Source organism: Nonomuraea sp. NPDC049486 (assembly GCF_040676925.1).
In the GTDB taxonomy this organism is placed as follows: domain Bacteria; phylum Actinomycetota; class Actinomycetes; order Streptosporangiales; family Streptosporangiaceae; genus Nonomuraea; species Nonomuraea ferruginea.
In genome coordinates, this window is sequence record NZ_JBFAPV010000008.1 from 293,724 (window position 1) to 316,695 (window position 22,972).

At 72.1% G+C, this 22,972-nt stretch carries 26 protein-coding genes; 13 read left to right on the plus strand and 13 right to left on the minus strand.

From position 1 onward, the window contains the following. Positions 1 to 35 precede the first annotated feature (35 nt). Positions 36 to 743 carry a TetR/AcrR family transcriptional regulator gene (locus AB0K05_RS24425; RefSeq protein WP_148036202.1) on the minus strand — a complete coding sequence of 236 codons (708 nt, stop codon included), beginning with the start codon at positions 741 to 743 and terminating at the stop codon, positions 36 to 38. Positions 744 to 826: 83 nt separating this feature from the next. Between AB0K05_RS24425 and AB0K05_RS24430 the strand changes: the two genes are divergently transcribed. Continuing rightward, positions 827 to 2,074, plus strand: coding sequence for a saccharopine dehydrogenase C-terminal domain-containing protein (locus AB0K05_RS24430; RefSeq protein ID WP_364231840.1), 1,248 nt, complete (start codon positions 827 to 829; stop codon positions 2,072 to 2,074). Here AB0K05_RS24430 and AB0K05_RS24435 read toward each other — a convergent pair. Both AB0K05_RS24435 and AB0K05_RS24440 read right to left on the minus strand, forming a co-directional pair. After that, positions 2,063 to 2,248, minus strand: a complete 186-nt coding sequence (locus tag AB0K05_RS24435) for a hypothetical protein (RefSeq protein WP_148036200.1) — start codon at positions 2,246 to 2,248, stop codon at positions 2,063 to 2,065. The genes AB0K05_RS24430 and AB0K05_RS24435 overlap by 12 nt on opposite strands. A 59-nt stretch (positions 2,249 to 2,307) precedes the next feature. Continuing rightward, a complete protein-coding gene (locus AB0K05_RS24440) occupies positions 2,308 to 2,757 on the minus strand; it encodes a MarR family transcriptional regulator (RefSeq protein WP_271276680.1) in 450 nt (149 codons plus the stop codon). Between the two features lie 61 nt (positions 2,758 to 2,818). On the opposite strand from AB0K05_RS24440, the gene AB0K05_RS24445 reads away from it, so the two are divergent. Together AB0K05_RS24445 and AB0K05_RS24450 are read left to right on the plus strand one after the other, a co-directional pair. Continuing rightward, positions 2,819 to 3,328, plus strand: coding sequence for a VOC family protein (locus AB0K05_RS24445; protein ID WP_271276679.1), 510 nt, complete (start codon positions 2,819 to 2,821; stop codon positions 3,326 to 3,328). Between the two features lie 60 nt (positions 3,329 to 3,388). Next, a complete protein-coding gene (locus AB0K05_RS24450) occupies positions 3,389 to 3,655 on the plus strand; it encodes a hypothetical protein (RefSeq protein WP_148036198.1) in 267 nt (88 codons plus the stop codon). On the opposite strand, the gene AB0K05_RS24455 is transcribed toward AB0K05_RS24450, so the two are convergent. Together AB0K05_RS24455 and pip are read right to left on the minus strand one after the other, a co-directional pair. Beyond that, positions 3,652 to 4,944: a TIGR04013 family B12-binding domain/radical SAM domain-containing protein gene (locus tag AB0K05_RS24455; protein ID WP_271276678.1), complete on the minus strand. Its 1,293-nt coding sequence runs from the start codon at positions 4,942 to 4,944 to the stop codon at positions 3,652 to 3,654. The genes AB0K05_RS24450 and AB0K05_RS24455 overlap by 4 nt on opposite strands. A gap of 173 nt (positions 4,945 to 5,117) precedes the next feature. Then, complete coding sequence (pip, locus tag AB0K05_RS24460; RefSeq protein WP_271276677.1) at positions 5,118 to 6,041, minus strand: prolyl aminopeptidase; 924 nt, start codon at positions 6,039 to 6,041, stop codon at positions 5,118 to 5,120. Positions 6,042 to 6,441: 400 nt separating this feature from the next. On the opposite strand from pip, the gene AB0K05_RS24465 reads away from it, so the two are divergent. Beyond that, on the plus strand, positions 6,442 to 6,627 hold the full coding sequence (locus tag AB0K05_RS24465; protein ID WP_219545470.1) for a hypothetical protein: 186 nt from the start codon (positions 6,442 to 6,444) through the stop codon (positions 6,625 to 6,627). Here AB0K05_RS24465 and AB0K05_RS24470 read toward each other — a convergent pair. Continuing rightward, the gene (locus AB0K05_RS24470) at positions 6,624 to 8,639 is read right to left on the minus strand and encodes a CehA/McbA family metallohydrolase (RefSeq protein ID WP_364231846.1); all 2,016 of its coding nucleotides are present in this window, start codon (positions 8,637 to 8,639) and stop codon (positions 6,624 to 6,626) included. The two genes, AB0K05_RS24465 and AB0K05_RS24470, sit on opposite strands and share 4 nt — an antisense overlap. 279 nt (positions 8,640 to 8,918) lie before the next feature. Between AB0K05_RS24470 and AB0K05_RS24475 the strand changes: the two genes are divergently transcribed. Further along, positions 8,919 to 9,908, plus strand: coding sequence for an LLM class flavin-dependent oxidoreductase (locus AB0K05_RS24475; RefSeq protein WP_364231848.1), 990 nt, complete (start codon positions 8,919 to 8,921; stop codon positions 9,906 to 9,908). On the opposite strand, the gene AB0K05_RS24480 is transcribed toward AB0K05_RS24475, so the two are convergent. Further along, positions 9,858 to 10,328 carry a nitroreductase family deazaflavin-dependent oxidoreductase gene (locus AB0K05_RS24480; RefSeq protein ID WP_364231850.1) on the minus strand — a complete coding sequence of 157 codons (471 nt, stop codon included), beginning with the start codon at positions 10,326 to 10,328 and terminating at the stop codon, positions 9,858 to 9,860. The genes AB0K05_RS24475 and AB0K05_RS24480 overlap by 51 nt on opposite strands. Positions 10,329 to 10,428: 100 nt before the next feature. Between AB0K05_RS24480 and AB0K05_RS24485 the strand changes: the two genes are divergently transcribed. Genes AB0K05_RS24485 through AB0K05_RS24495 form a run of 3 tightly spaced genes read left to right on the plus strand, consistent with a single transcriptional unit; the run spans position 10,429 to position 13,181 of the window. After that, a complete protein-coding gene (locus tag AB0K05_RS24485) occupies positions 10,429 to 11,556 on the plus strand; it encodes a sensor histidine kinase (RefSeq protein ID WP_364231852.1) in 1,128 nt (375 codons plus the stop codon). Then, positions 11,553 to 12,146, plus strand: coding sequence for a response regulator transcription factor (locus AB0K05_RS24490; RefSeq protein ID WP_271276672.1), 594 nt, complete (start codon positions 11,553 to 11,555; stop codon positions 12,144 to 12,146). The genes AB0K05_RS24485 and AB0K05_RS24490 overlap by 4 nt, the downstream gene beginning before the upstream one ends. Before the next feature lie 45 nt (positions 12,147 to 12,191). Next, positions 12,192 to 13,181, plus strand: a complete 990-nt coding sequence (locus AB0K05_RS24495; protein WP_271276671.1) for a hypothetical protein — start codon at positions 12,192 to 12,194, stop codon at positions 13,179 to 13,181. Here the strand turns inward: AB0K05_RS24495 and AB0K05_RS24500 are convergent. Then, the gene (locus AB0K05_RS24500) at positions 13,160 to 13,711 is read right to left on the minus strand and encodes an ABATE domain-containing protein (protein WP_271276670.1); all 552 of its coding nucleotides are present in this window, start codon (positions 13,709 to 13,711) and stop codon (positions 13,160 to 13,162) included. The two genes, AB0K05_RS24495 and AB0K05_RS24500, sit on opposite strands and share 22 nt — an antisense overlap. Before the next feature lie 85 nt (positions 13,712 to 13,796). On the opposite strand from AB0K05_RS24500, the gene AB0K05_RS24505 reads away from it, so the two are divergent. From AB0K05_RS24505 to AB0K05_RS24515, 3 genes are all read left to right on the plus strand, one after another. Then, positions 13,797 to 15,053 carry an MFS transporter gene (locus tag AB0K05_RS24505; protein WP_271276669.1) on the plus strand — a complete coding sequence of 419 codons (1,257 nt, stop codon included), beginning with the start codon at positions 13,797 to 13,799 and terminating at the stop codon, positions 15,051 to 15,053. Positions 15,054 to 15,141: 88 nt separating this feature from the next. Further along, positions 15,142 to 16,257 carry a DUF5931 domain-containing protein gene (locus AB0K05_RS24510; RefSeq protein WP_364231856.1) on the plus strand — a complete coding sequence of 372 codons (1,116 nt, stop codon included), beginning with the start codon at positions 15,142 to 15,144 and terminating at the stop codon, positions 16,255 to 16,257. 21 nt (positions 16,258 to 16,278) lie between these two features. After that, on the plus strand, positions 16,279 to 16,929 hold the full coding sequence (locus tag AB0K05_RS24515; protein WP_364231858.1) for a response regulator transcription factor: 651 nt from the start codon (positions 16,279 to 16,281) through the stop codon (positions 16,927 to 16,929). A 6-nt stretch (positions 16,930 to 16,935) separates the two neighbouring features. On the opposite strand, the gene AB0K05_RS24520 is transcribed toward AB0K05_RS24515, so the two are convergent. Beyond that, the gene (locus tag AB0K05_RS24520) at positions 16,936 to 17,226 is read right to left on the minus strand and encodes a YiaA/YiaB family inner membrane protein (protein WP_364231860.1); all 291 of its coding nucleotides are present in this window, start codon (positions 17,224 to 17,226) and stop codon (positions 16,936 to 16,938) included. A 133-nt stretch (positions 17,227 to 17,359) separates the two neighbouring features. Between AB0K05_RS24520 and AB0K05_RS24525 the strand changes: the two genes are divergently transcribed. Continuing rightward, on the plus strand, positions 17,360 to 18,235 hold the full coding sequence (locus AB0K05_RS24525) for a hypothetical protein (RefSeq protein WP_364231863.1): 876 nt from the start codon (positions 17,360 to 17,362) through the stop codon (positions 18,233 to 18,235). A 10-nt stretch (positions 18,236 to 18,245) separates the two neighbouring features. On the opposite strand, the gene AB0K05_RS24530 is transcribed toward AB0K05_RS24525, so the two are convergent. From AB0K05_RS24530 to AB0K05_RS24540, 3 genes are read right to left on the minus strand one after another with little or no spacing between them, the layout of a single operon-like run. Beyond that, positions 18,246 to 18,701 carry a nuclear transport factor 2 family protein gene (locus AB0K05_RS24530; protein WP_219545459.1) on the minus strand — a complete coding sequence of 152 codons (456 nt, stop codon included), beginning with the start codon at positions 18,699 to 18,701 and terminating at the stop codon, positions 18,246 to 18,248. Positions 18,702 to 18,717: 16 nt separating this feature from the next. After that, positions 18,718 to 19,635 carry a pyridoxamine 5'-phosphate oxidase family protein gene (locus AB0K05_RS24535; RefSeq protein WP_364231865.1) on the minus strand — a complete coding sequence of 306 codons (918 nt, stop codon included), beginning with the start codon at positions 19,633 to 19,635 and terminating at the stop codon, positions 18,718 to 18,720. Between the two features lie 22 nt (positions 19,636 to 19,657). Then, positions 19,658 to 20,110 (minus strand): VOC family protein, encoded by a 453-nt coding sequence (locus AB0K05_RS24540; protein WP_271276664.1) that lies wholly within the window; start codon positions 20,108 to 20,110, stop codon positions 19,658 to 19,660. Between the two features lie 113 nt (positions 20,111 to 20,223). On the opposite strand from AB0K05_RS24540, the gene AB0K05_RS24545 reads away from it, so the two are divergent. Beyond that, positions 20,224 to 20,814 (plus strand): CGNR zinc finger domain-containing protein, encoded by a 591-nt coding sequence (locus tag AB0K05_RS24545; protein ID WP_271276663.1) that lies wholly within the window; start codon positions 20,224 to 20,226, stop codon positions 20,812 to 20,814. 8 nt (positions 20,815 to 20,822) lie between these two features. Here AB0K05_RS24545 and AB0K05_RS24550 read toward each other — a convergent pair whose 3' ends face one another. Continuing rightward, the gene (locus tag AB0K05_RS24550; RefSeq protein WP_364231868.1) at positions 20,823 to 22,955 is read right to left on the minus strand and encodes a DEAD/DEAH box helicase; all 2,133 of its coding nucleotides are present in this window, start codon (positions 22,953 to 22,955) and stop codon (positions 20,823 to 20,825) included. Between the last annotated feature and the right edge of the window lie 17 nt (positions 22,956 to 22,972).

Sequence of the window (22,972 nt, forward strand, 5' to 3'; positions counted from 1 at the left end):
GGACGGCGCCGCGACATCCGGCGTCGTCCCTTACCTCACCCTGACCGATCCCTGAGTTGCCGGGCCGCGCTGTCGAGGAGCATGTCCAGGGCCGCCGGGTAGCCGCTGTCGTTCATCCTGGCCACCAGGAGGGGCGCCGTGGCGGCGATGTGGGGGTGGGTCTCGGCCGGGAGGCGGGCGTAGGTCTCGCGCCAGACCTCCTGGTCGGCCTGCCGTGCCGCCTCGGGCAGCGCCAGGGAGGCGGCGTCGAGCACGGCGAAGGCCAGGCTCTGGTCGATGAAGGCGTGGTAGACCCGCACGGCGTCGGGGTCGGGGAAGCCCTCGGTGCGCAGGATGCCGAGGATCGTCTCGTCCACCGCCACCTCGTGCGGGCGGCCCGCCACCCGGCTCGCGGTGAGCACGGCCGCCTGCGGGTGCGACAGGTAGGCCCGGTAGATGCTCAGCCCCAGCGCCCGCAGGTCGGCCCGCCAGTCGCCGGTCGCGCGCCAGCTCTCCAGCGCCGCGGCGAACAGCGCGTCGGCGATGGCCAGGGTCAGGTCGTCCATGCCCCGGAAGTAGCGGTAGATCGTGCTGGCGTCGGCGCCCAGCGCCAGCCCCAGCCGCCTGGCCGTCAGGCCCGCCGCGCCGTGCTCCTTGAGCATGCGCAGGGCGGTGGCGATGATCAGCTCGTGGCTGAGCACCCGGCCCTGCCGGGTGGGCCGGCGCCGCCGTCGTGCCGCCTCGGGCACTACGCGCTTCGGCATACCTCTCCTTATGCCAACACCATTGACGTTGATGAGCGTACTCGTCTTTCCTTGAAGGGCACCCCCCGCAACCAGGAGAGATCATGCGTATTCTTCTTGTGGGCGCCGGCGGTGTGGGCACCGCCATCACCCGCATCGCCACCCGCCGCGAGTTCTTCGACCATATGGTGGTCGCCGACTACGACATTTCCCGGGCTCAGGCGGCCGTCGCCGCGCTCGGCCCCGGCGAGACCCGCTTCACCGCGGCCGCGGTCGACGCCTCCGACACCTCGGCGGTCGTCGGCCTGCTTCTCGGCCACCGGTGCGACGTCCTGCTCAACGCCACCGACCCCCGCTTCGTGATGCCGCTGTTCGAGGCGGCGCTCGCGGGCGGGGCGCACTATCTCGACATGGCGATGTCCATGTCCAGGCCGCACCCCGAGCACCCGTACGAGCAGGTCGGGGTGAAGCTCGGCGACGAGCAGTTCGCCCGCGACGGCGACTGGCGGCGGGCCGGCCGGCTGGCGCTGGTCGGCATGGGCGTCGAGCCGGGGCTGTCCGACGTGTTCGCCCGCTACGCCGCCGACGAGCTGTTCGACGAGATCGAGGAGATCGGCGTACGCGACGGCGGCAACCTCACCGTCGACGGCTACGAGTTCGCCCCGTCGTTCTCCATCTGGACCACGATCGAGGAGTGCCTCAACCCGCCGCTCGTCTACGAGCGCGACCGGGGGTGGTTCACCACCGAGCCGTTCAGCGAGCCGGAGGTGTTCGACTTCCCCGAGGGCATCGGCCCGATCGAGTGCGTGAACGTCGAGCACGAGGAGGTGCTGCTGGTCCCCCGCTGGGTGGACGCCGGGCGGGTCACCTTCAAGTACGGGCTCGGCGAGGACTTCATCTCCAGGCTCAAGACCCTGCACGAGCTGGGCCTGGACGGCACCCGGCCGGTCACCGTGCGGACCGACCGCGGCCCCGCCCGGGTCTCGCCGCGCGACGTGGTGGCCGCCGTGCTGCCCGACCCGGCCGAGCTGGGCGACCGCATGCACGGCAAGACCTGCGCCGGCACCTGGGTGAAGGGCGTCAAGGACGGCCGGCCGCGCGAGGTGTACCTCTACCACGTGGTCGACAATCAGTGGTCGATGCGCGAGTACGGCTCGCAGGCCGTGGTCTGGCAGACCGCCGTCAACCCGGTCGCCGCGCTGGAACTGGTCGCCGGCGGCACGTGGCGGGGCGAGGGCGTGCTCGGCCCCGAGGCGTTCCCGCCGCGCCCGTTCCTGGACCTGCTGGAGGAGTACGGGTCGCCGTGGGGCCTGCGCGAGCAGGAGCCCGCCGGAGTGGGGTCAGAGGCCTGACGGGTCGCGGCCCACGCTGATCTCCTCGGCGATGCGCCGGATGTCGGCGCCGGTGAAGCCGGGGGCCTGGGGCAACTGCCGCAACAGCGCGTCGATCACCACGGGCACCGGCTGGCCGGCGAACCGGCCCGCGATGCCGTGAACCGTGCGGAACAGCGCCTCTTCGTCGTGCATCCCCGTCTCCTCATACGACTACCCGGGACACGGTACGACGGGGCGCCGACAGTTTCCGGCTATCGCTTCAGCGTGTCCCGTACCGTGGCGCAGATCTCATGCAGGCTGCCGGCCTGCTCGGGCGTGAGCACGTCGAACAGGACGCGGCGCACCTCCTCGACGTGACCGGGCGCGGCGGACTCCAGCGCCGCGAAGCCCGCGTCGGTGAGCACGGCGACGTTGCCGCGCCGGTCCTCGGGGCAGCGGTCGCGGCGGACCCAGCCGCGCTCCTCCAGCCGGGCCACCGCGTGCGAGAGCCGGCTCTGCGAGCTCTGCGCCTTCGCGGCCAGCTCGCTCATCCGCAGCGCGCGCCCCGGCGCCTCCGACAGCGCCACCAGGATCATGTAGTACGCGTGCGGCATCCCGGCGTCGCGCTGCAACTGCCGGTCGAGCGCCTCATGCACGAGCTGGGTCGCCGCCATGAAGCTCCGCCAGGTGCGCTGCTCTTCGTCGTCCAGCCATCGGGTCACATCTGACAATTTACTTGAACTCTCATATACTTGGGAACGAATCCGGCCAAAGGAGATCATCATGCCCGTCCAGCGGCTCAATCATGCGGTCCTCTACGTTCGGGACGTCGAGCGCAGCGTCGCCTTCTACCGCGAGGCCCTCGGCTTCGAGCCGGTCATGGAGATGCCCGGCGCCGCGTTCCTCCAGGCGGCCGGCTCGTCCAACGACCACGACCTGGGGCTGTTCCAGATCGGCGCGCAGGCCGGGCCGTCGCCCGCCGGGCGCACCGCCGTCGGGCTCTACCACCTGGCGTGGGAGGTCGACACGCTCGACGAGCTGGAGCGCGTCGCCGCCAAGCTGAGCGAGCTCGGCGCGCTGGTGGGCGCCTCCGACCACGCCACCACCAAGGCGCTCTACGCGCACGACCCTGACGGGCTGGAGTTCGAGGTGTCCTGGCTGGTGCCGGCCGACATGATCGACGACGAGCTGCTCTCCGCCAGGACCCGCGTCCTGCCGCTCGACCTGGCCGCCGCCAAGGAACGGTTCGGCGCACACACGCGCGGCGGCGTCGGAGTGTCGATCCCGGTCTGACGTGATCGGGCGGGTACGGGTTACCGTGGTGTTAATCCGATTCCCCTCCTGGAGAACGTCATGCCGAGGGATCCAGACCACGTGCTCGACGCCATCGACGGCGTCGTCGACGAGTGGGAGACGCTGAGCGCCGACGCCATGCGCTGGGCGCCGCCCGAGGACAAGAGCGACGACCTGCTGCGCGAGGTGAGCGAGATCTTCGGGCCGCTGGCCAACGCGCTCACCCAGGCGTTCCGCCCGCTGGGCGACGCGGTGAACCGCGTCCTGGACGACCTGCTCCCCGACGACGAGGGGCCCGCCTACGACCAGGACGACGACGAACGCTAGCCCGTCCGGCGCCGGCGGGTCCGGCGCGGGTAGGCCTTGGCGGTCTCGGCCAGTCTCGCGGCGTGCTCGGCCTGCTTGCGCCAGTGGCCGTAGGCGTCGCCGCGCTGAGCCAGCCGGTCGAGCTCACGCACCGTGGCCAGGGGGATGAACGCGGGCTCGGCGTCGCGCCACGGAGTGCCCGGCAGCGGCATGAAGGTGTGGGTGTGGATGCGCGCCCCCAGGTCGGCCAGATCGGCGGCCAGCCTGAGCGAGGCCTCCTGGTCGTCCTCCTGCTCGCCCGGCATGCCGAAGATGAAGTCGACGTTCGGCCGGAAGCCGTGCTCCACCGCGATCCGCACCGCGTCGCGTACGGGTGAGGTGTCGTGGCCGCGCCCCGAGGCCGCGAGCACGCGGTCGGAGCCCGACTGAGCGCCGATGATCAGGTTGTCGTTGGCGACGTAGCGCTTGAGCAGCCGCATGGCCTCGGGCGTCACGTGCTCGGGCCGCACCTCGGAGGGGAAGCTGCCGAAGAACACCCGGCCGTGCGGCGGCAGCTCCTCCTTGACCCCGGCCAGCAGCTCCTCCACGGCGTCCAGGTCGGGGCCCGGCCCCGGCGACCCGTACGAGAGCGAGGTCGGCGTGATGAACCGGACGTCGCGCAGCCCGTGCCCGGCCATCTCCCGCACGTGTTCGCGCACGCTCGCCACCGATCGGTGGCGGAACTGGCCGCCGAACATGAAGGGCGTCTGGCAGAAGCGACAGGTGTAACGGCACCCTCTGGTGATCTCGATCGGCCCGAACCGCCCGCGCCGGGCCGGGAAGGACGGGAACGCGTCCAGCGGGAGCTGCGGCGCCGGGCGGGTGCGCAGCGCGACCCCGTCGGCGTCCCTGAGCGCGAGCCCGGGGACGCCCGTGAGCGGGTCGCCGCCGCGCAACGCCTCGACGAGCGCGACGATCGTCGACTCGCCCTCGCCGACGCCGGCCAGGTCCCATCCGGCGTCGATGACCTGCTGCGGCTCGGCGGTGGCGTGCACGCCGCCCGCGATGTGCAGGACGCCGTCCCGATCTGCCAGCGCCCGCACCGCCGCCAACTCGGCGGCCATCGCGTCGGCGTCGGGCGAGTAGAACGACCACAGGACCAGCACCCGGTCGGCCCGGCTGGCGGCGATCTGCGCCGCCGTCTCCTCGACGGTGGTGCCGAGGCGCAGCCCGTGCTCGACCCCCGCGGTCTCCAGCGCGGCGAGCAGGGCGTGCACGCCGTAGGTCACGGCCTTGCGATATCGGACCACCACGTCAACAGCGAGCGCCACGCCGTGCAGCGTAGCCGACGACCACCCGGATGTGCGGCGCGCGCCGTTCACCCGGGATCGTCATGGGGTCCTTGCCGACAGCCACCCAGGTGTGCGGCGCGCCCGTTCACCCGGGATCATCGCGGGGTCCTTGCCGACGGCCACCCGGTGTGCGGCGCGCCGTTCACCGGCCCTTATCGGGCGAACCGCTCGACCGCCGCCTTCAGGGCGTCGCGCATGCCCGGCTGACCGCCGCTGTGGCCCGCCTCCTCGACGATCACCAGCTCGCAGCCCGGCCACGCTCTCGACAGCTCCCACGCCGTCCGCAGCGGGCTGCTCAGGTCGATCCGGCCGTGTACCAGGACGCCGGGCACGTCGCCCAGCTTCTCCACCCCGGCCAGGATCTCGCCGTCCTCCAGCCAGGCGTGGTTGCTCCAGTAGTGGGTGACCAGCCGCGCGAACCGCATCCTGAACCGGGGGTCGGTGTAGCGCGGGTCGGGCTCCTGGTCGGCGCGCACCCGTACGTGGGAGTCCTCCCAGTCGCACCAGTCGCGGGCCGCCTTCTCCCGGACGGCCGGGTCGGGGTCGGCGAGCAGCCGGGCGTAGGCGTCGACGAGCCGCCCGCCACCCGGGGCGCCGTCGCGGAACCGCTCCCACTCGCGGGGGAAGTAGTGGCCGACGCCCTCGGTGATCCACTCCACCTCCCACCGGGTGGTGGTGGCGACGCCGGACATGACGATCTCGGTGACCCTGTCGGGGTGGCGGATCGCGTAGGCCAGGCCGAGCGTCGTCCCCCACGAGCCGCCGAACAGCATCCACCGGTCGATGCCCAGGTGCTCGCGGAGCAGCTCCATGTCGGCGATCAGGTGGAGGGTGGTGTTCACGGACAGGTCCGTGTCGTGGTCGGCCGCGTCAGGCGTGCTCCTTCCACAGCCGCGCTGGTCGAACAGCACGACCCGGTACTTCTCCAGGTCGAAGAACCGCAGCCACCCGGGACTCGCCCCCGACCCCGGACCGCCATGGACCACCACGGCGGGTTTCCCACCGGGCGCGCCGTGGACCTCCCAATGCACGTGGTTGCCGTCGCCTACGTCAAGCATGCCGCTCTCATTGATCATGACCCCATCCTCACCCCTTCTGAACGGAAACCGCCTCACACGCGGGGTCCAGGGGCGGGAGCCCGATCGCGCCGTCCCCTTTCCTGTTTGACGGAAACCGCCTCACACCAGGTCCGGAGGCGAACCGTCCGCCCCCTTCTGAACGGAAACCGCCTCACACACGGGGTCCGGGGGCGGGAGCCCCATCGCGCCGTCCCCTTCCTGTTCGACGGAAACCGCCTCACACACGGGGTCCGGGGGCGGGAGCCCCTGGCAAGGGGGTGTGGGGGAGCTTGGCTCCCCCGCAGAGCGCCGCCCGAGTCGGGTTCGCGCGCAGCGCGCTGCCTTGCGAGGACCTTGATGTCGGCGCGGGCATGGAAAACCGCCTGATCTTGTCGGTGGCGGCTGCCATAGTGAGGGAGTGTTCCACACCTCCTCCCTCGTCCCCTGCCATGTCCGTCACCTGCCCGGCGGCGCCATCGAGCTGATGCCGATCGTGCTGCCGATGACCCTCACGGCCGCCCAGCGCCGCAGCCTGGCCGCCGTCCTCCTGGAGGGTCTCGACGACGACACCGCCCCCGCCGGCGCGGACCTCTGCCTGGCCTAGCCCAGCCTGGCCCGGTAGACCTGCCGCGCGCGGTCGTAGAGCGCCACGTGGTCGTCGTACTGGTCCTTGGTCGCGAAGACCCCCGACTCCCGCAGCACCTCCTCCAGCCGGTCCAGCCAGTCCAGGCACCACCGCACGTCCTCGGGCCGCGCCACACGCGTGCCCGCCACGTTCAGGTAGACCGGGCTCGTGTGCGCGTACGCGCCGCTTCCGTGGAAGCTTCGCGGGTGCGGCCCTCCGGTGGCGACCGCGACCACGTACGTGGGCTCGCCCGCGGTCAGCGTGGCCGTGAGGCGGCCGGGCGGCCCCTGGGCCACCACCCCGTCGGCGGTGCGGATCTCCAGGGTCTCGACCTCGGGCCCGACCGAGGTGACGGTGATCTCGACGTGCTCCCCGGGCGCCAGGTCCAGCGTGTCGCCGGGGGCGTGGCCGTTCACCGTGAGGTCGAGCCACGGGCCGGTGGTGGCGAACGTGCGGCCCATGAGGATCGCCTCGGCGAACGACTCGGCGGTGAGCGGGCCGTCCACCCGCGCGTACACCCGCTCCCACCCGGGCGGGCCCGACGAGGTGCCGCGGTGGCAGAACGACAGCACCGCGTCGGTGCCGGCGGTCACCGTCAGCCGGTTGCCGGCCCCGATCAGGCGCCGGTAGACGGCGGCCGTGGCGCTGATCGACGAGTGGTTGAGCACGTCCAGCGTGTCGATCAGGCCGAGCGCCGCGTCGGCGACGATCTCCCTGGCCGAGCAGTTGCGCCCGCGCCGCACCGCTGCCTCCGGCGGGTCGGTGTCGGAGACCGGCAAGTGGAACGGGTGCCCGTAGCCGAGCACCGCGCCCATCTCGTGCAGCTTCTCGCAGGCGACCGCGTTCGGGGGCCAGTCGGCGTCGCCGGAGAAGCCCGTGTGGAAGCGCTCGGGCAGCCCGCGCAGCCCGAAGGCGCCGACGTGGCCGACCAGGTCGTTGCGGTACTCCACGCCGATCCTGGCCAGGTGGCGCCCGTCGGACCACGGCAGATCGCGGCCCAGCCAGTGTTCGAGCGCCTCCCGGTCGTAGACCCGCGCGCTCGCCACGTTCCCGGCCACCAGGTTGAGCACGTGCAGGTCCTCGCCGTGCTGGGCGGCCGCGGCCAGCCCGGGTGCGGCCGGTTCCTCGCCCATCCAGTTGAGGTGGACGTGCATGTCGCCGCCGTACCAGCCGTGCGCCGCCGCGTCGTACAGCCGCTCGGGGGTCAGCTCGACCAGCGTCTCCCCGCCCGCGGCCGGGGTCAGCGCGACCTCGGACTCGGCGTACTCCATGCCCCTGGTGACCGTCACCGTGATCGGCTCGGCGGGCACGGCCACCACCAGGTCGTCGCCGTGGAAGTACGCTCTGCCGTGCCCGTCGACCTTGGGCGGGGCGCCCTCGGGATACCAGCCCTGCCCGCCGGCCGACGTCACGCTCCACCGGCACGGGAACCCGGCGCGCAGCCGCACCGCCGCCGCCTCCGCCCGCCTGGTCAGCGGCGCCAGATCGACCGGCGCCCCGTCGGCGACGACCTCCCGCCGCACGCCGACGATCTTCGCTCCGCGTGGCGGGACCTCGTACGCGTCGCCGTCCACGAGCACCGTGACCGGCTCGTCCCGGCTCGAGTCCAGCAGCAACCACGTACGGCCTGGCTCGTCACCGAGCACCACCCGCGCGCGGGCCTCCAGCGTGACCGCGCTGGGCCGCAGCCGCAGCGCGGGCAGTGAGGTGAGCGCTTCGCCGCCGAGCGCGTCGCGGACCACCCGGTCGACGTCCACCTCGCCCATCCGGTCGTCGATCTCGTCCTCGGACGCCCCGGGCAGGCGCTCGGCGAGCTGCCGCATCCCGGTGGCCCAGTAGTCGTGGCTCCGGTCGAGGAAGACGGTGGCCCACGCCTGGACCACGTACGACAGCGGCTCCTCGCCCCAGCACACGCCGTGCTGATCGCGGAGGTCCCGGTAATCGGTCAGCGCGCGGGCGACAGTCTCGGGAAGCAGCGGATCGTCACACATCGGACACTCCTCGAAGTCACCGACATCGTGTCACGAAACGCTGGACCCGTCAGGTACTTACCACCCACCGCCCGACTGCACGGCCGAGACGACCACGGCGAGCCCACTCATCCCGACCATCCCGATGATGACCATAAGGGCGACGATGCGACGGTTCACATGGCGGATGCTACCCGGCGTCCAGGGAGAAGACGGCCAGGCCAGGAGGAGGTGCGCCGGAAATAATGGGACCCGGGCACCGGTTACGTTTTGGTACCCGCTCAAGGAAAGGTACGTCCCATGCCCCTGCCTCTCTCCATTCTCGATCTCGCGTACATCGGCAAGGGAGAGACCGCCGCCGACAGTTTCGCCGCCAGCGTGGAGCTGGCGCGGCGCGCCGAGCAGTGGGGATACCGGCGCATCTGGTATGCCGAGCACCACAACATGCCCTCGATCGCGTCCTCGGCCACCAGCGTGCTGATCGCGCACGTGGCCGCGCGGACGAGCACCATCCGTCTCGGCGCCGGCGGCGTCATGCTGCCCAACCACTCCCCGCTGACCATCGCCGAGCAGTACGGCACGCTCGCCACGCTGCACCCCGGCCGGATCGACCTGGGGCTCGGGCGGGCTCCCGGCAGCGACCAGAAGACCATGCGGGCGCTGCGCCGCACGCCCTCCTCGGCGGACAGCTTCCCGCAGGACGTGCTGGAGCTGCAGGGCTACCTGACCGGTGACTCCCGCATCCCGGGCGTGGACGCGACACCGGGCAAGGGCACCGACGTGCCGCTGTACATCCTCGGGTCCTCGCTGTTCGGCGCGCAGCTCGCGGCCATGCTCGGGCTGCCGTACGCGTTCGCCTCGCACTTCGCGCCCGCCGCGCTGGAGGAGGCGGTCGCGCTCTACCGGCGCGAGTTCAAGCCGTCCGCGCAGCTCGCCGAGCCGTACGTGATCGCCGGCGTGAACGTGATCACCGCCGACACCAAGGAAAAGGCGGAGGAGCAGTTCCTGGCCGCCAAGCGCAACCGGGTGAGTCTCCTGCTGGGCCGCGAGCGTGAGTTCACCGCCGAAGAGGCGGACATGATTTTGGAGTCGCCCGCCGGCCAGCAGATCCTCCAGATGACCAAGTACTCGGCCGTCGGCACGCCCGGCGAGGTCAAGGAGTATCTGGGCCGGTTCGCCGAGCATGTCGGGGCCGACGAGCTCATCACGGTGTCGGCGGCCCCCGACCGGGAGGCCTGGCTACGCTCCTTCGAGCTTCTCGCCGAGGTCCAGGGCCTCGTCCCCGCCTGACGGCTCCAGGATCACCAGCGGGATGTCCCGGTCCGTTCTGGACTGGTACGTGTCGTACGTCGGGAACACGGTGGCCATGCCCGGCCACAGCTCCTTCTTCTCCTGCTCGGTGGCGGTGCGGGCGCGGGCGGCGAACCTGTCGGCCCGCACCTGCACGGTGACGTCCGGATCAGCGGTCAGGTTGAGATACCAGGCGGGGTGCTTCGCGGAGCCGCCGTTGGAGGCGACGAGCAGGTAGCGGTCGCCGTCCTGCCCGTAGATCAGCGCCGTGCGGCGCAGTTGCCCCGACTTCCTGCCCCGGGTCGTGAGCAGCAGCGTGGGCAGCCCCTGGAACAGGTGCCCGCTCTCTCCGTCCGTCTCCACGTAGCGGCGGATGTGCTCGGCCACCCAGCCCGTCGGGCTGTCGATTACCTCGTCCATGCGATCAAGTGTGGGACTTCGACCGGGGTTGAGGTCAAGTCGCCCAGCCCATGACATTCGTCAGGTCTGCGCCCGGAGTCCCCCGGTTAGGGTGATCGGCATGAAGGGCCGGCTCTGGACCTCCGTCTACCTCGCCGTCCTGGTATGGCCGCTCCCCGGCTTCCTGTCCCGCTCGCCGTCCGCCGCCGAGGTGGCGCTCGTGGCAACGGGGCTGGTCTGCTTCGCCGCGCTCTACCTCCGGGTCGTGTGGACGGCCCTGGACCGTCCGCACGGGAACGCGACCCCGTACACGCTCGTCCTCCTGTACGCGGCCGCGGCCGGACTGGCGCCGGCGCTGGGCGAGCTGTGGGTGTTCGCCGCCTCCTTCTTCCTGATCACGGCGCTGGCGGCGACCCTGCCCGAGCGGGCCATGCCGGCCGGGGCCGCGCTGACCGTCGGAGGCGTCGCGCTGGCGCTGCCGCTGCTGGGCGCGTCGCTCGCGGACAGCTGGTGGATCCCGCTGCAGGCGGCGGTGTTCGCCGGGGCGATGCGCGCCTTCCTCGCGCTGAGCGCCGCGAACCGTGCCCTGTCCCGGGCGAACGCCGAGGTGGAGCGGCTGGCCGTGGACAACGAGCGGCTGCGCTTCGCCCGCGACATGCACGACATCCTCGGCCACAGCCTGGCGGTGATGACGTTGAAGAGCCAGCTCGCGGGCAAACTCCTCACGGCGGACCCTTCACGGGCGGCTGCGGAGATCGGGGACGTCGAGGACCTGTCCCGTCAGGCGCTGTCGGACGTGCGCGACGCGATCGCCGGCTACCGGGAGCTGTCGCTGCCGGACGAACTCGACGGGGCGCGGCGGGCGCTCGCCGCCGCCGGCGTGCCCGTGGAGGTGTCCGCCGAGCCGGTCCCCGCGGAGGTGGAGCCGGTGCTGGCGTGGGTGGTGCGGGAGGGCGCGACGAACGTGGTCCGGCACAGCCGCGCCCGCCGGTGCCGCATCGGGCTGGGGACCGCCGGCGGCGAGGCGTACGTCGAGGTCACCGACGACGGCCGCGGCTCCGCCCCCGGCGACGGCGGCACCGGGCTGCGCGGGCTCGCCGAACGGGTCGAGCTCGCGGGCGGCACCCTGCACGGCGGACCGGCCGAGCACGGCGGCTTCCGCCTGCACGCCCGTGTCCCTCTGCCGGCCCGCCCGCCCCGGGAAGACGCCGTTCCCCGGGCCCGGCCGCCTGCGAAAGGAAGCTCATGATCCGCGTCCTGCTCGCCGACGACCAGCATCTCGTACGGGAGGCGCTGGCGGCCTTGCTCGGCCTGGAGCCCGGCATCGAGGTCGCCGGCCAGGTGGGCCGCGGGGACGAGGTGGGTGCCGCGGTCGCCGCGACGCGGCCCGACGTCGTCCTGCTCGACATCGAGATGCCCGGCGGCGACGGCCTCACCGTCGCGGCCGGGCTCACCGGCGTACGGGTGATCATCCTGACGACGTTCGGGCGGCCCGGTTACCTGCGGCGCGCCATGGACGCCGGCGTCGCCGGTTATGTGGTCAAGGACGCCAGGGCCGGGGAGCTGGCCGACGCGATCCGCCGGGTGCACGCCGGTGAGCGGGTGTTCGACAGGAAGCTGGCCGCCGCCAGCCTCTCCGAAGGCGCCAACCCCCTCACCGGCCGCGAACGCGACGTGCTGCGCGCCGCCACCGAGGGCGGGACGATCGCCGACATCGCCCGCCGTCTGTACCTGTCGGACGGCACCGTACGCAACTACCTGTCGTCGGCCATCGGCAAGCTCGGCGCCCGCAACCGGGCCGAGGCGGCACGCGCCGCGGAGGCCAAGGGCTGGCTCTGACGAACGTCACTACCGGCCGCCCGCCGCTCTCGCGACGCTGGTGACATGGGGAAACGCATCGCGCCCGCGCTCGGGCTCTTCTTCCTGTCGCCGCTCATCGGCGAGTTCCTGCTGGGCAATCTGCCCGTCACCATGCTGGTCGCGCTGATCACCCTGGCCCCGCTGTACGGGGGCGGCGCGCTGCTCGTCCGCGAGCTGGCCAGGCGCCGGGGCGTGGGCTGGCCGGGCATCGTGCTGCTCGCCGTCGCGTACGGCCTGATCGAGGAAGGGCTGGTCACCCGATCCCTGTTCAACCCCGGCTTCGCGGGGATGGACCTGCGGTCGTACGCCTGGATCCCCGGCGTGGAGGTGAGCGCCTGGTGGACGGTGTTCGTGCTGGGCGTTCACGTGGTGGGCAGCATCTGCGTGCCGATCGCCGTCATGGAGTCGCTGGTGCCCGCCCGGGCCTCGGAGCCGTGGCTGCGCAGGCCGGGCCTGGTGGTGGCGGGGGTGCTGCTCGTCCTGGGGGCGGCGGCCTCGGCGGTGTTCGCGACGGATCCGTACGATCCCGGGTTCGGGCGGCTCGCGGGCGTGGCCCTGCTGGCGGGCCTGCTGGTGTTCCTCGCCCTGCGCCGCCGCACCCCCGCCGCGCCGGGCACCATCCGGTCCGGACGGGGGCCCGGGGGCTGGGCGGTGCTCGCGTTCTCGCTGGCGGCCGGGGCCGCGTTCTGGCTGCCCGTGATGAACGTGGACGCGCTCGGCGCCTGGCTGGTCACGGCCATCCACCTCGCTCTGTACGCCACCGTCTGCGTGCTGGTCGTGCGCTGGTCCGGGCAGCCGGGATGGGGGATGTGGCAGCGGTTCGGGCTGGCGGCGGGCGGTGTGCTCACCTACGCCTGGCACGGCTTCCCGCAGCCTCCGGCCGTCCCCACCGATCCGATGGCCGACCTCATCGGGAACCTGGTCTTCGCGGTCGCGGCGGTCGCCCTGCTCGTCACCGCCGCCACGAGAATCCGCTCCCACGCCGCGGGCCGCTACGTCGAGTGGGTGGCGTAGTAGCGGCGGGACTTGTCGCGGCTGCCGCACGTCGTCATGCTGCACCAGCGGCGCCGCCGGTTCCTGCTCGTGTCCAGGAACAGCCACACGCATGACGGGCAGGCGCCGAGCCGGTCCAACGGCCCGTGGGTGAGCAGCTCGACCGCCGATTCGGCGACCTCCCACAGCAGCACGCGCACCGTACGGGGAGCCTCCCACCGCAGCCGGTAGGTGTCGCCGTCCTCGTCGAGCCGGGCGTGGCCGGATCCCTCGGCGTAGGCGGCCATCAGCGCGGCGAGGTCCTCCCGGGGCGGCTGCCCGCCGTGGGCGAGCGCCCAGAACACCCGGAAGACGGCCTCCCGCAGCTCCCGCGCCTCGGGCAGAGCGTCCGCCAGCCCGGCCGGGTCCTCGACGGCCAGGCCGACGGCGCCTGCCCAGGTCAGGGCCTCCTCGGGCGTCGCCAGCCAGTCCCGCTCGGCGACGGGGCGGGCGTTGACGGTGTTGGCGAAGTCCAGACAGAGCGCGTTCCCGACCAGTTCCACTGCGGTCATGCCTCCAGTATCTCACCAATCAATCCCGATTGACAGGTGAGACCGCGCAGTCTTACCGTTCAACCTACTTTGAAAGGTGAGACCTATGCGCATCCTTCCCGCGTCACTCGGCCGGTCGTTCAACGGCCTGTGGTTCGGCACCGGCGCCGCGAACCTCGGTGACGGCATGGCCCTGTTCGCGCTGCCCCTGCTGGCCCTCGCCGTCGGCGCCTCGCCCGGCGGGGTGGCGGCCGTGACGACCGCGCTCACCCTGGCCTGGCCGCTGTTCGGGCTGCACGCGGGCTGGATCGTCGACCGCGTCGACCGGCGCGCCCTCCTCACCGGGGTCAACCTGGCCCGCGCCGCCCTCCTGGCCGGCCTGACCGCCGCCCACCTCGCGGGAGTCCTCTCACTCCCGCTGATCATCGCCGCGGCCGTCCTGCTCGGCGTCGCGGAAACCCTCGTCGACACGGCGCTGACCTCGACCATCCCGCGAGTCGTGCCCCCCACCGCGCGCGGTCGTGCCAACGCCCGCGTCGAAGCCACCATCAACGTCACGAACCAGCTCGCCGGCCCGCCCCTCGCCGGCCTCCTGGCCGCGACCACCCTCGCCCTGGCCACCGGCGCCAGCGCCGTCCTCTACGTCCTGGCGGTCGCGGGCATCCTCGTCATGACGCTCTCCCCCGTACCGGCCGGCGCCGGCACGCCCCACCCCGACCGGCCCCGTGACGGCCTGGTCGCGGGCCTGCGCTACCTCTGGCGCCAGCCCGTGGTGCGCACCCTCACCCTCTACACCGCCGTGATGAACGTCGTGTGGGCCGCCGCCACCGCCCTGCTCGTCGTGTACGCGGTCGCACCCGGCCCGCTCGGGCTCACCACCACCCAGTACGGGCTCCTGCTCACCGCCATGGCGGTCGGCGGCCTGGTCGCGTCGGCCGTGGTGGAGCCACTGCGCCGCCGCTTCGGCGTGACCACCCTGCTCATCGCCGACGCCGCCGGCACCGTGCTCCTGGTCCTGCCCGTCGCCGTGGACGCCCCCGCCTGGGCGGTCGCCGCCGGCGCGGTGGTGGCGGGCGCCGGGTCGAGCATCTGGCGCATCCTCGTGGCCACCATCCGCCAGAACCTCTCCCCGCCCGAGCTGCTGGGCCGGGTGTACGCGGCCTCACGCGTCCTCAGCTGGGGCGTCCTTCCCCCGGGCGCGGCCCTGGCCGGAGTGATAGCGGAGCTGTGGGGGGTGCGCGCGGCGTTCGTCCTCGCCACGGTGCTCGCGCTGGTGGTGATGGCGGCCTTCATCCGCTACGCACTCCGCACCGACCTGTCGGCGGCCGTCGAAGCCCCGGACGAAACCGTCGCGGCTCACTGATGACTGCCGAACACGGGTGCGGCTCGTTAGGCGGCGCCCGGGGTGAGTCACCATATAGTCGGACGCCGATCGAGCGTGATGGGGCCGGATGGAGATCGAGGGGTCGTTCTGGCGGGCGATCGCGGTCTACCGCGTCGCCTCCCTGGTCTACGCCGCGCTGCTGCTGGCGACCGCCGGCGGCTACCAGCGTCCGCTCGCGGGCTGGCTCGTCCTCGGTGTGATGGCGGTCTGGACGGTGGTCACCACCGTCGCGTACTCGACCGTGAGAAGCCGCAGGCTCCTCACGGTGGACGTCCTCGTCACCCTCGGCTGCCTGCTGGCCTCGCCCTACGTCCAGGGATCCCAGGCCGGGCAGGCGGGTCTGATGCCGGTCACGGCGACCTGGGTCGGCGCGCCCGTGCTCGCCTGGGCCGTCTACGGCGGGCGGCGGGCGGGCGCGGTCGCGGCCGTCGTCCTGTCGCTCGCCGACCTGTGGCTGCGCGGGCTGCACGAGTTCAACCTCTCCGTCCCGGTCAACGGAGCCGTCCTGCTCATCCTCGCCGGGGCCGTCGTCGGGCACGTGGCGCGGCTGACCAAGCAGGCGGAAGAGCGTCTTCAGCAGGCCGCCGAGCTGGAGGCGGCCAACCGGGAACGCGAGCGGCTGGCCCGCGGGATCCACGACTCGGTCCTCCAGGTCCTGGCGCTGATGCAGCGCCGCGGGCAGGAGATCGGCGGGGAGGCCGCCGAGCTGGGACGGCTCGCCGGAGAGCAGGAAGCGGCGGTACGGGAGCTGATCCGCAGCGGCCCGGCCCCGGCGGCACAGGACAGCGCGGGCCTGGTCGACGTGGGCGCCCGCTTACGCCGACTCACCACACCGGCGGTCACCGTCTCGGCGCCGGCCACCCCCGTGCCGCTCCCCGCCCGTCAGGCCGACGAGGTGGTCGCCGCCGTCGGCGCGGCGCTCGACAACGTCAGGCGGCACTGCGGCGAGGACGCCAGGGCCTGGGTCTTCGCCGAGCACGACGGCGACACGGTGACCATCACCGTGCGCGACGAGGGCCCCGGCATCCCCGCCGGACGACTGGAGGAGGCCGAGACGGAGGGCAGGCTCGGCATCGCGCAGTCCATCAAGGGCCGGATCGCCGGCGTCGGCGGCACCGTCGGCTTCACGTCCGTGCCCGGCCAGGGTACCGAGGTCGAATTCGTCATCCCCGTCCGCACGTGAACCCGGGTCTACAGTTACGGCATGACCAGCGCACTGCGGGTGATGGTGGTGGACGACCATCCGATGTGGCGGGACGCGGTCGCCCGCGACCTGGAGCACGCCGGCTACCAGGTGGTGGCGACCACCGGCGAGGGCCGCCAGGCGCTCCGCGTCGCCGGCGCCGTACGCCCCGAGGTGGTCATCCTCGACCTGAGGCTGCCCGACCTGCCCGGCGCGGAAGTGGCCAGAGGGCTGGCCGCGTCCGAGCATCCGCCCCGCGTCCTGATGCTGTCGGCGAGCGGCGAGCACGAGGACGTGCTCGAAGCCGTCAAGGCCGGCGCCTCCGGCTACCTGGTCAAGTCGGCGAGCCGGGAGGAGTTCCTCGACGCCGTCAAGCGCACGGCCGAAGGGGAGCCGGTCTTCACCCCCGGCCTGGCCGGCCTGGTGCTCGGCGAGTATCGCCGCCTCGCCACCCAGCGACCTTCCGACGACGGCCCCCGCCTCACCGACCGCGAGACCGAGGTGCTCCGCCTGGTCGCCAAGGGCCTGTCGTACAGGCAGATAGCCGAGCGGCTCGTCCTCAGCCACCGGACCGTGCAGAACCACGTACAGAACACCTTGAACAAGCTCCAGCTCCACAACCGCGTCGAACTCGTCCGATACGCGATCGAACGCGGACTCGACGAGGCGTAGACCGGCTCAGAGATTGTCGACCTTGAACGGGTCGTGCTCGGAGAGCAGCTTGTCCAGGCGCGCCTGGTCGACCCGGCTGGCCGTGTTCGCCGCCTCCTGCCGATCGCGCACGCACTTGGCCAGGCCGAACGCCGACGTCACGGTGTAGAGCACGGCGACAGCCAGGAACGCGCGGACCCAGGGGTTGACCGGCAGGTAAACGATGCCGATCCCCACGCTGCCGAGTGCGACCGCGAAGGAGATGACACATTGCGCGTAGTAAGCGGCGGTCATGGTGGGCTGGACTGGTTTGGTCATGCCACCCAGCGTCCGGCACGGACCGGGCGCCCGCCTGAGTACGCGTACCCAATCCCGCCTGAGTAGCAGGCACTGCCGTGACGATGACGGCCCCGTTACGATCGCCTTGGAAGCATTGCCGTAGCGAGGACATATGCCGGTGAGACGATGGACCGCCCTGGCGACCGCCGTACTGATCGCGTCGGCACCGTTCGCCACAAGTCCCGCCGCCGCCCAGACAGGCGCCCCGGATCCGGCGCGCGCTCTCAAGCGGCAGCTCGGGAACAAGCAGGGCGTCCGGATCTCCGAGACCAGCCGCTACTTCTTCGGCGGGAAGTCGACGGTCTCCGGGAACGGGACCCGGATCAAGGGCCGCCTCCGGCTCGCCCCGTCGGGCCCGGCGGCCGCGGACTACACCTGGTGGGACCTGCCCTCGGCGAAGACGAAGAAGAAGCCGGAGCTCCACCGCGTGATCCGCGTCGGTGCGGACGTGTACGTCGACGCCGGCCAGTATCCCGGGCCGACCCCGGAGGGCAAGGAGTGGATCAGATACCCCTCGAAGCACAGGGGGAGCATGGGCCGGGACATGGATCGGGACGTGAGCCTACAGCCGATCAGCGTGTACGACCCGTCCACGCTGAAGGCCGTGCTGAAGCGCTCGGCGAGCAAGCCCGTCTCCGGCGGATTCCTGTACTGGGGCGCCATGAGCTACAAGGACCTGCGCAAGGTCTCCAAGGGCGCCGCCATCAGCTGGACCTCCGGGCGGCCGATCAGCGGGAAGAACAAGGGGAAGATCGCCTGGCGCCTCTGGACCGGCCGTGACGGCCTCCTCAAGCGCCTGACCACCACCGACACCGCAGGAGCGGGAAAGAAGCCGCCGGTCAAGCGGACCGACACGCGCTACACCGGCTGGGGGTCCCGCGTCGTCGTCACCGCCCCGCCCGCCGATGAGGTCATCGACGAGCGTGACCTGCTGGAGTACGTCCGCGAGCAGAACGCGCACATCCCGGAGGACGAGAAGAACTCCTGAAGCGGGCGTGTCACCTGAGCGGGATGGACCGGCCCAGCTCGTCGGCCGGGCGCGAGCCGGAGATGCGCCGTTGCTCCTCGGTGATGGCCACGTCGTTGATGCTGGCCTCCCGCCGCCGCATCAGCCCTTCCGCGTCGAACTCCCAGAGCTCGTTGCCGTAGCTGCGCCACCACTGTCCGTCGGCGTCGTGCCATTCGTACTGGAACCGGACCGCGATCCGATCGTCGGTGAAGGCCCAGAGCTCCTTGCGGAGCACGTAGTCGAGCTCCTTCTCCCACTTACGGGTCAGGAAGGCGATGATCTCGTCCCGGCCGGTGATGAACTCGTCGCGATTGCGCCAGACCGAGTCGGGAGTGTAGGCGAGGGCCACGCGGCGCGGGTCGCGGGTGTTCCAGGCGTTCTCGGCCGCCTGGACCTTGGCCCGGGCGGTCTCGGCCGTGAAAGGCGGGACGGGTGGCGGGGTCATGCGTACTCCTTGGTGATCAATGTGCGGTGGCGGAAGAAGCCGGCGCCTCTTCCATTCCTTCCGGGTTGAAGCGGGAGTATTCGCCGAAAGCCCAGCGCTGCCCCATACCGCCGGAAATCTGGACCACCCGCTCGACGGAGAAGTCGACGAGCCGCTTGGCGCCGGGGACCGTCGCGGCCCTGTCAGGGTCCCAGTCGACGCGGGCGCGGCCGGTCAGGTGCAGCGTGTCCCCGTTCTCCCAGTCGAGGAACAGCAGCCCGCAGCGGGGTTCGAGTTCGAGGTTGCCCAACGTCATGTACATGGCGTTGCCCGTGTAGTCGGGCCAGGTCAGCCGCCGGTCTCCGGTCACGGTGACGAAGCCGGGGTTGCCGCCCCGATGCGACGCGTCCGCGCCCTGGCCGGGCGCGTAGGTGCCGATGAAGAACGTGTCGGCGCCGGCGATCCACCGCTGCTGCCCGGCGGTCAGCTCACCGCCGGCGACCGCGTCCCCTCGCACCGTCTCGTTGGCGTACGTACGAGTCTGGATGTATTTGGGGCAGTTGGAATACACCTGTGCTGTACGCACCAGCAGCCGGTCACCATCTCTGCCGGCTCGCCCGTTGACGCGCATCCGTTTGCGGCTGCCGGGCTCGATCATGAGTATGCCGATGTCCCGCTCGGCGTCGAACAGGCCCGCGAGCGGATCCCCCGCAGCGGGGAGCCGCCCGACGACGAGCGTGCGGTCGTCGGGCGCGGCGACGAACCCGGGCGGACCGGTGATCACGCCGGTCCAGGCCGCGCCGGCGTCGTCGGCGGCCGCGATCACCACCAGCCGCTGCCGGCCGGCGAAGTCCGCGGCCACCGGCGGGACGGTCGCGCCGACGCGGGCCGACCCCCATCTGTCGCGGGTCAGACCGGCGCGGCGCTGCACCGTGTGTTCGCCTTGGTGGAGCATGGTCAGTTCCTTCCGCGCGGTATCAGAAGAAACCGCAGGTCGGCGCGCCCTGCGTCGGCGCGGGCGCGGTGTCGGCGCCGGTCGGCGCGTAGATCTCCAGGCGGATGCCGTCCGGGTCGGTGAAGAACACGCCGCCGGAGGAGGCGCCCTCCCCGTGCGGCACCACGCCGTCGTAGACGAGCGGCACGCCGAGGTCGCGCAAAGTGGCCTCGGCAAGGCGCACCGCCTCGATGTCGGGCACCTGGAACGCCAGATGGTGCAGCCCGGGCCGGTCGGCGGCGAAGCCGCCGTCGCTCTGCTGCCACAGCGTCACCATCAGGCCGCCGTCCCGGCCGAGGAACGCGAACCTGCGATCCCCCTCGGCCTGCTCGCCGAGGACGTCGAAGCCGAAGACCTGGCGGTAGAAGGCGATGGAACGGGTTAGATCAGTCACGTTCAGGCCGACGTGCCCGGTCTTCAGGACCGGAGCGTTCATGCTGGACCTCCCATGCAGGCGACCGATCTAACGGCCGCATCAGTCATCATCCATTAGAATAGTTGCGGAGGTTTCTTACGGTGTCAAGCGGAAGAGAGCATTAGAAAGTGGACGTGGCACAGCTCCCCGGCGGCGGTGCTCCCCTACTCGGCGAGCCACCTCCGCTCGAACTCGCCAACACCGCCTACGCGGTCCGCGGCCGCCTCCAGGACGGCCTGCTGACCGTCGAGCACCTGACCGCGTGGCTGCGCGACCTGCGCCCGCGCCTCGCCGTCCCCGTCACGGACGCCGACCTCCAGGACGTGGGCGAAGGCGACCTCCACCTCGCCAGGGAACTCCGGGACGTCATCCGGGCCCTGGCGGCTGCCGCCGTGGCGGACCACGACCCCGATCCGGACACCGTCACGACCCTCAACCGTCATGCCGGCCTGGCCCCGCGATGGCGGGAGCTGCGCACCGCCCCCGAGCCGCACACGACGGTCCGCAGCACCGGCCGCCCGGTCACGGCGGCCCTCGCCGCCCTGGCCGAGGAGGCCGTCGTCCTCTTCGCCGGGCCGGCCCGCCACGAGGTGCACGCCTGCCACGGCCCCGGCTGCGTGCTCTACTTCCTCCGCGACACCCCCCGGCGCGAATGGTGCTCAGCCGGCTGCGGCAACCGGGCCCGAGCCGCGCGCCACTACGCCAAGAAGAAGACCGCCGAATAGGACCCGTGTCACCCTGCGGCCAGGCGTTGCCGTTCCTCCCTGACGATCTGCTCGGCCAGGGTCTCCTCCGAGATGTCGATGGCGTCCGGCGTCGACTCGGCGAGATGGCTGCGCCTGGCGTAGGCGTCGAACAGCGTGGCCTTGGCGTTCATGATCTCCAGCAGCCGCTCGTCCATGCTGTCGGGCGTGAGAAGGCGGTGCACCTGCACGCGCCGCACCTGGCCCATGCGGTACGCGCGGGCCACGGCCTGGCTCTCCATGGTCGGTTTGACCTGGGGCTCGCAAATGATCACGACGGATGCCGCCTGGAGGTTGAGTCCCACCCCGCCCGTCTGGATCTGCGCGAGCAGCACCGCGTGACCCCGGGCCGCGGTGAAGGCGTCGATCACCCCCTGACGGCGTTCCGGCGCCAGCTCGCCGCTGAGCGGCCCGTGGACCGGAGAGCCGAGGGCCTGGCCGACGGCGGCGAGCACGTCGCGGAAGTAGGAGAACACCACGACCTTGAGCTCCGCCTCGGCCGCCTCGTCGACCAGTTCGCGCAGCCGTTCCAGCTTGGCGGACTTCTCCGGCACCGCGTAGGCCGCGCGGCGCATCGTCATGAACCTGCCCGACGCCACCGCGTCCCGGTAAGCCTCGGCGTCGGCCGCGCTGAACTCCTCCCACTCGTCCATGTGCACCAGATCGGGCAGCTCCGTGACCACGTCCTGCTGGTTGCGGCGCAGGTAGACGGGCGCGACGGCGCGCCGGAACGCCTGCGCGCTGTCATTCACCTCGACCGTGCCGGACAACCCCGGCTGGAGGTAGTCCACGAGCGAGCGGAACTCCTCGATCCGGTTCTCCATCGGCGTGCCGGTCATGAACAGGACCCTGCCGACCCTGTCGCACCACCCGGCCACGGCCTTGGAGCGGCGGGCCTGCCGATTCTTCACGTAGTGCGCCTCGTCGACGACGAGCACCCCCACCCGCGGCTCGATCTCCAACGTGTGCAGCCCGGCGTACGTCGTGACCGCGACCCCGCCGCGTTCGAGCCACGCGGCATGAGCCAGGCGGCGATCGTCGCCATGGAGCCGATAGACCTTGAGCGAACTGCGGGTCTCGATCTCGCGCAGCCAGTTGACCAGCACGCTCGCCGGGCAGACCACCAGGGAATGCGTCGTGCCCCGCGCGTGCAGGTGCGCCATGACGGCGATCGCCTGGATCGTCTTGCCCAGCCCCATGTCGTCACCGAGGATCACCCGGCGCTGGGCGAGCGCGAACCGGGCGCCGAACGCCTGATAGCCGCGGAGCGAGACCCGCCGCAGGGTGTCGTCGAGCTCCTGCTCCCTGACCCGCTCGGCCAGATCGCCGGGCAGGAAGCCCTCGGCGGCGGTCCGGTCCGACGGCGCCAGGGCGGAGAGCTCCGCCAGCAGGTTGTAGTAGTCGGCCGCGTGGATCTCGAAGTCGATCCACGCCAGGGCCCCGTCCGGCGGCGGGCGCAGCAGGTCCGTGGTCGCCTGGGCGATGAGCAGCCTGGTCTCGGTCTCGTCGGCCAGCAGGGCGGCGATCCGCTCCACGGCCCGCTCGGCGCGGGCGCGGCGACGGCTTCCCGACAGCAGCCTGCGCAGCCAGCTGCCGATGGGGCGAGCCTGGGGAATCAGCTCTCTCAGCCTTCCCCCGACCGCCTCGGCCGTACGACGGGCGCGGGGCAGCTCGGGACCGACGGCGACCAGCCGGTGCAGCGCCAGGAGCAGCCGGGTGGTCTCGGCGTCCCGGTCGTCGACGTCGATGTGGACGGTCCGGGACCGCCTCGTGGCGAGCGCGATGCCCTCGGCCGCCTTCTGCGCCTGCTTGCGGGTCTGCGGCCCGACTCCCGGCAGCTTCTGCAGCTCGTACGGCATCGCTCGCAGAACGCTCCGTACGGTGGTGTAGCCGGCTTCCTCCAGCGCCCCGATCCGCAGCCGGCCGCTGGTGACGTCCTTCAGCCGGGACACCGGCATGGCGTCGAGCTCCGCCTCGGCCTGCCGGTCGCGGAGCGGTCCGAGAGCATCGCGGACCTCGGCGACCGCTCGTTCGTGCTCGACCACCAGGTCTCGCGCGTCGCCCAGCAGTCGCCGCGCGCGCCGTAACAGGTCTCGAACATCCCCGGCAGAGGGTGGTTCCATAGGTCAGAACGTATCTT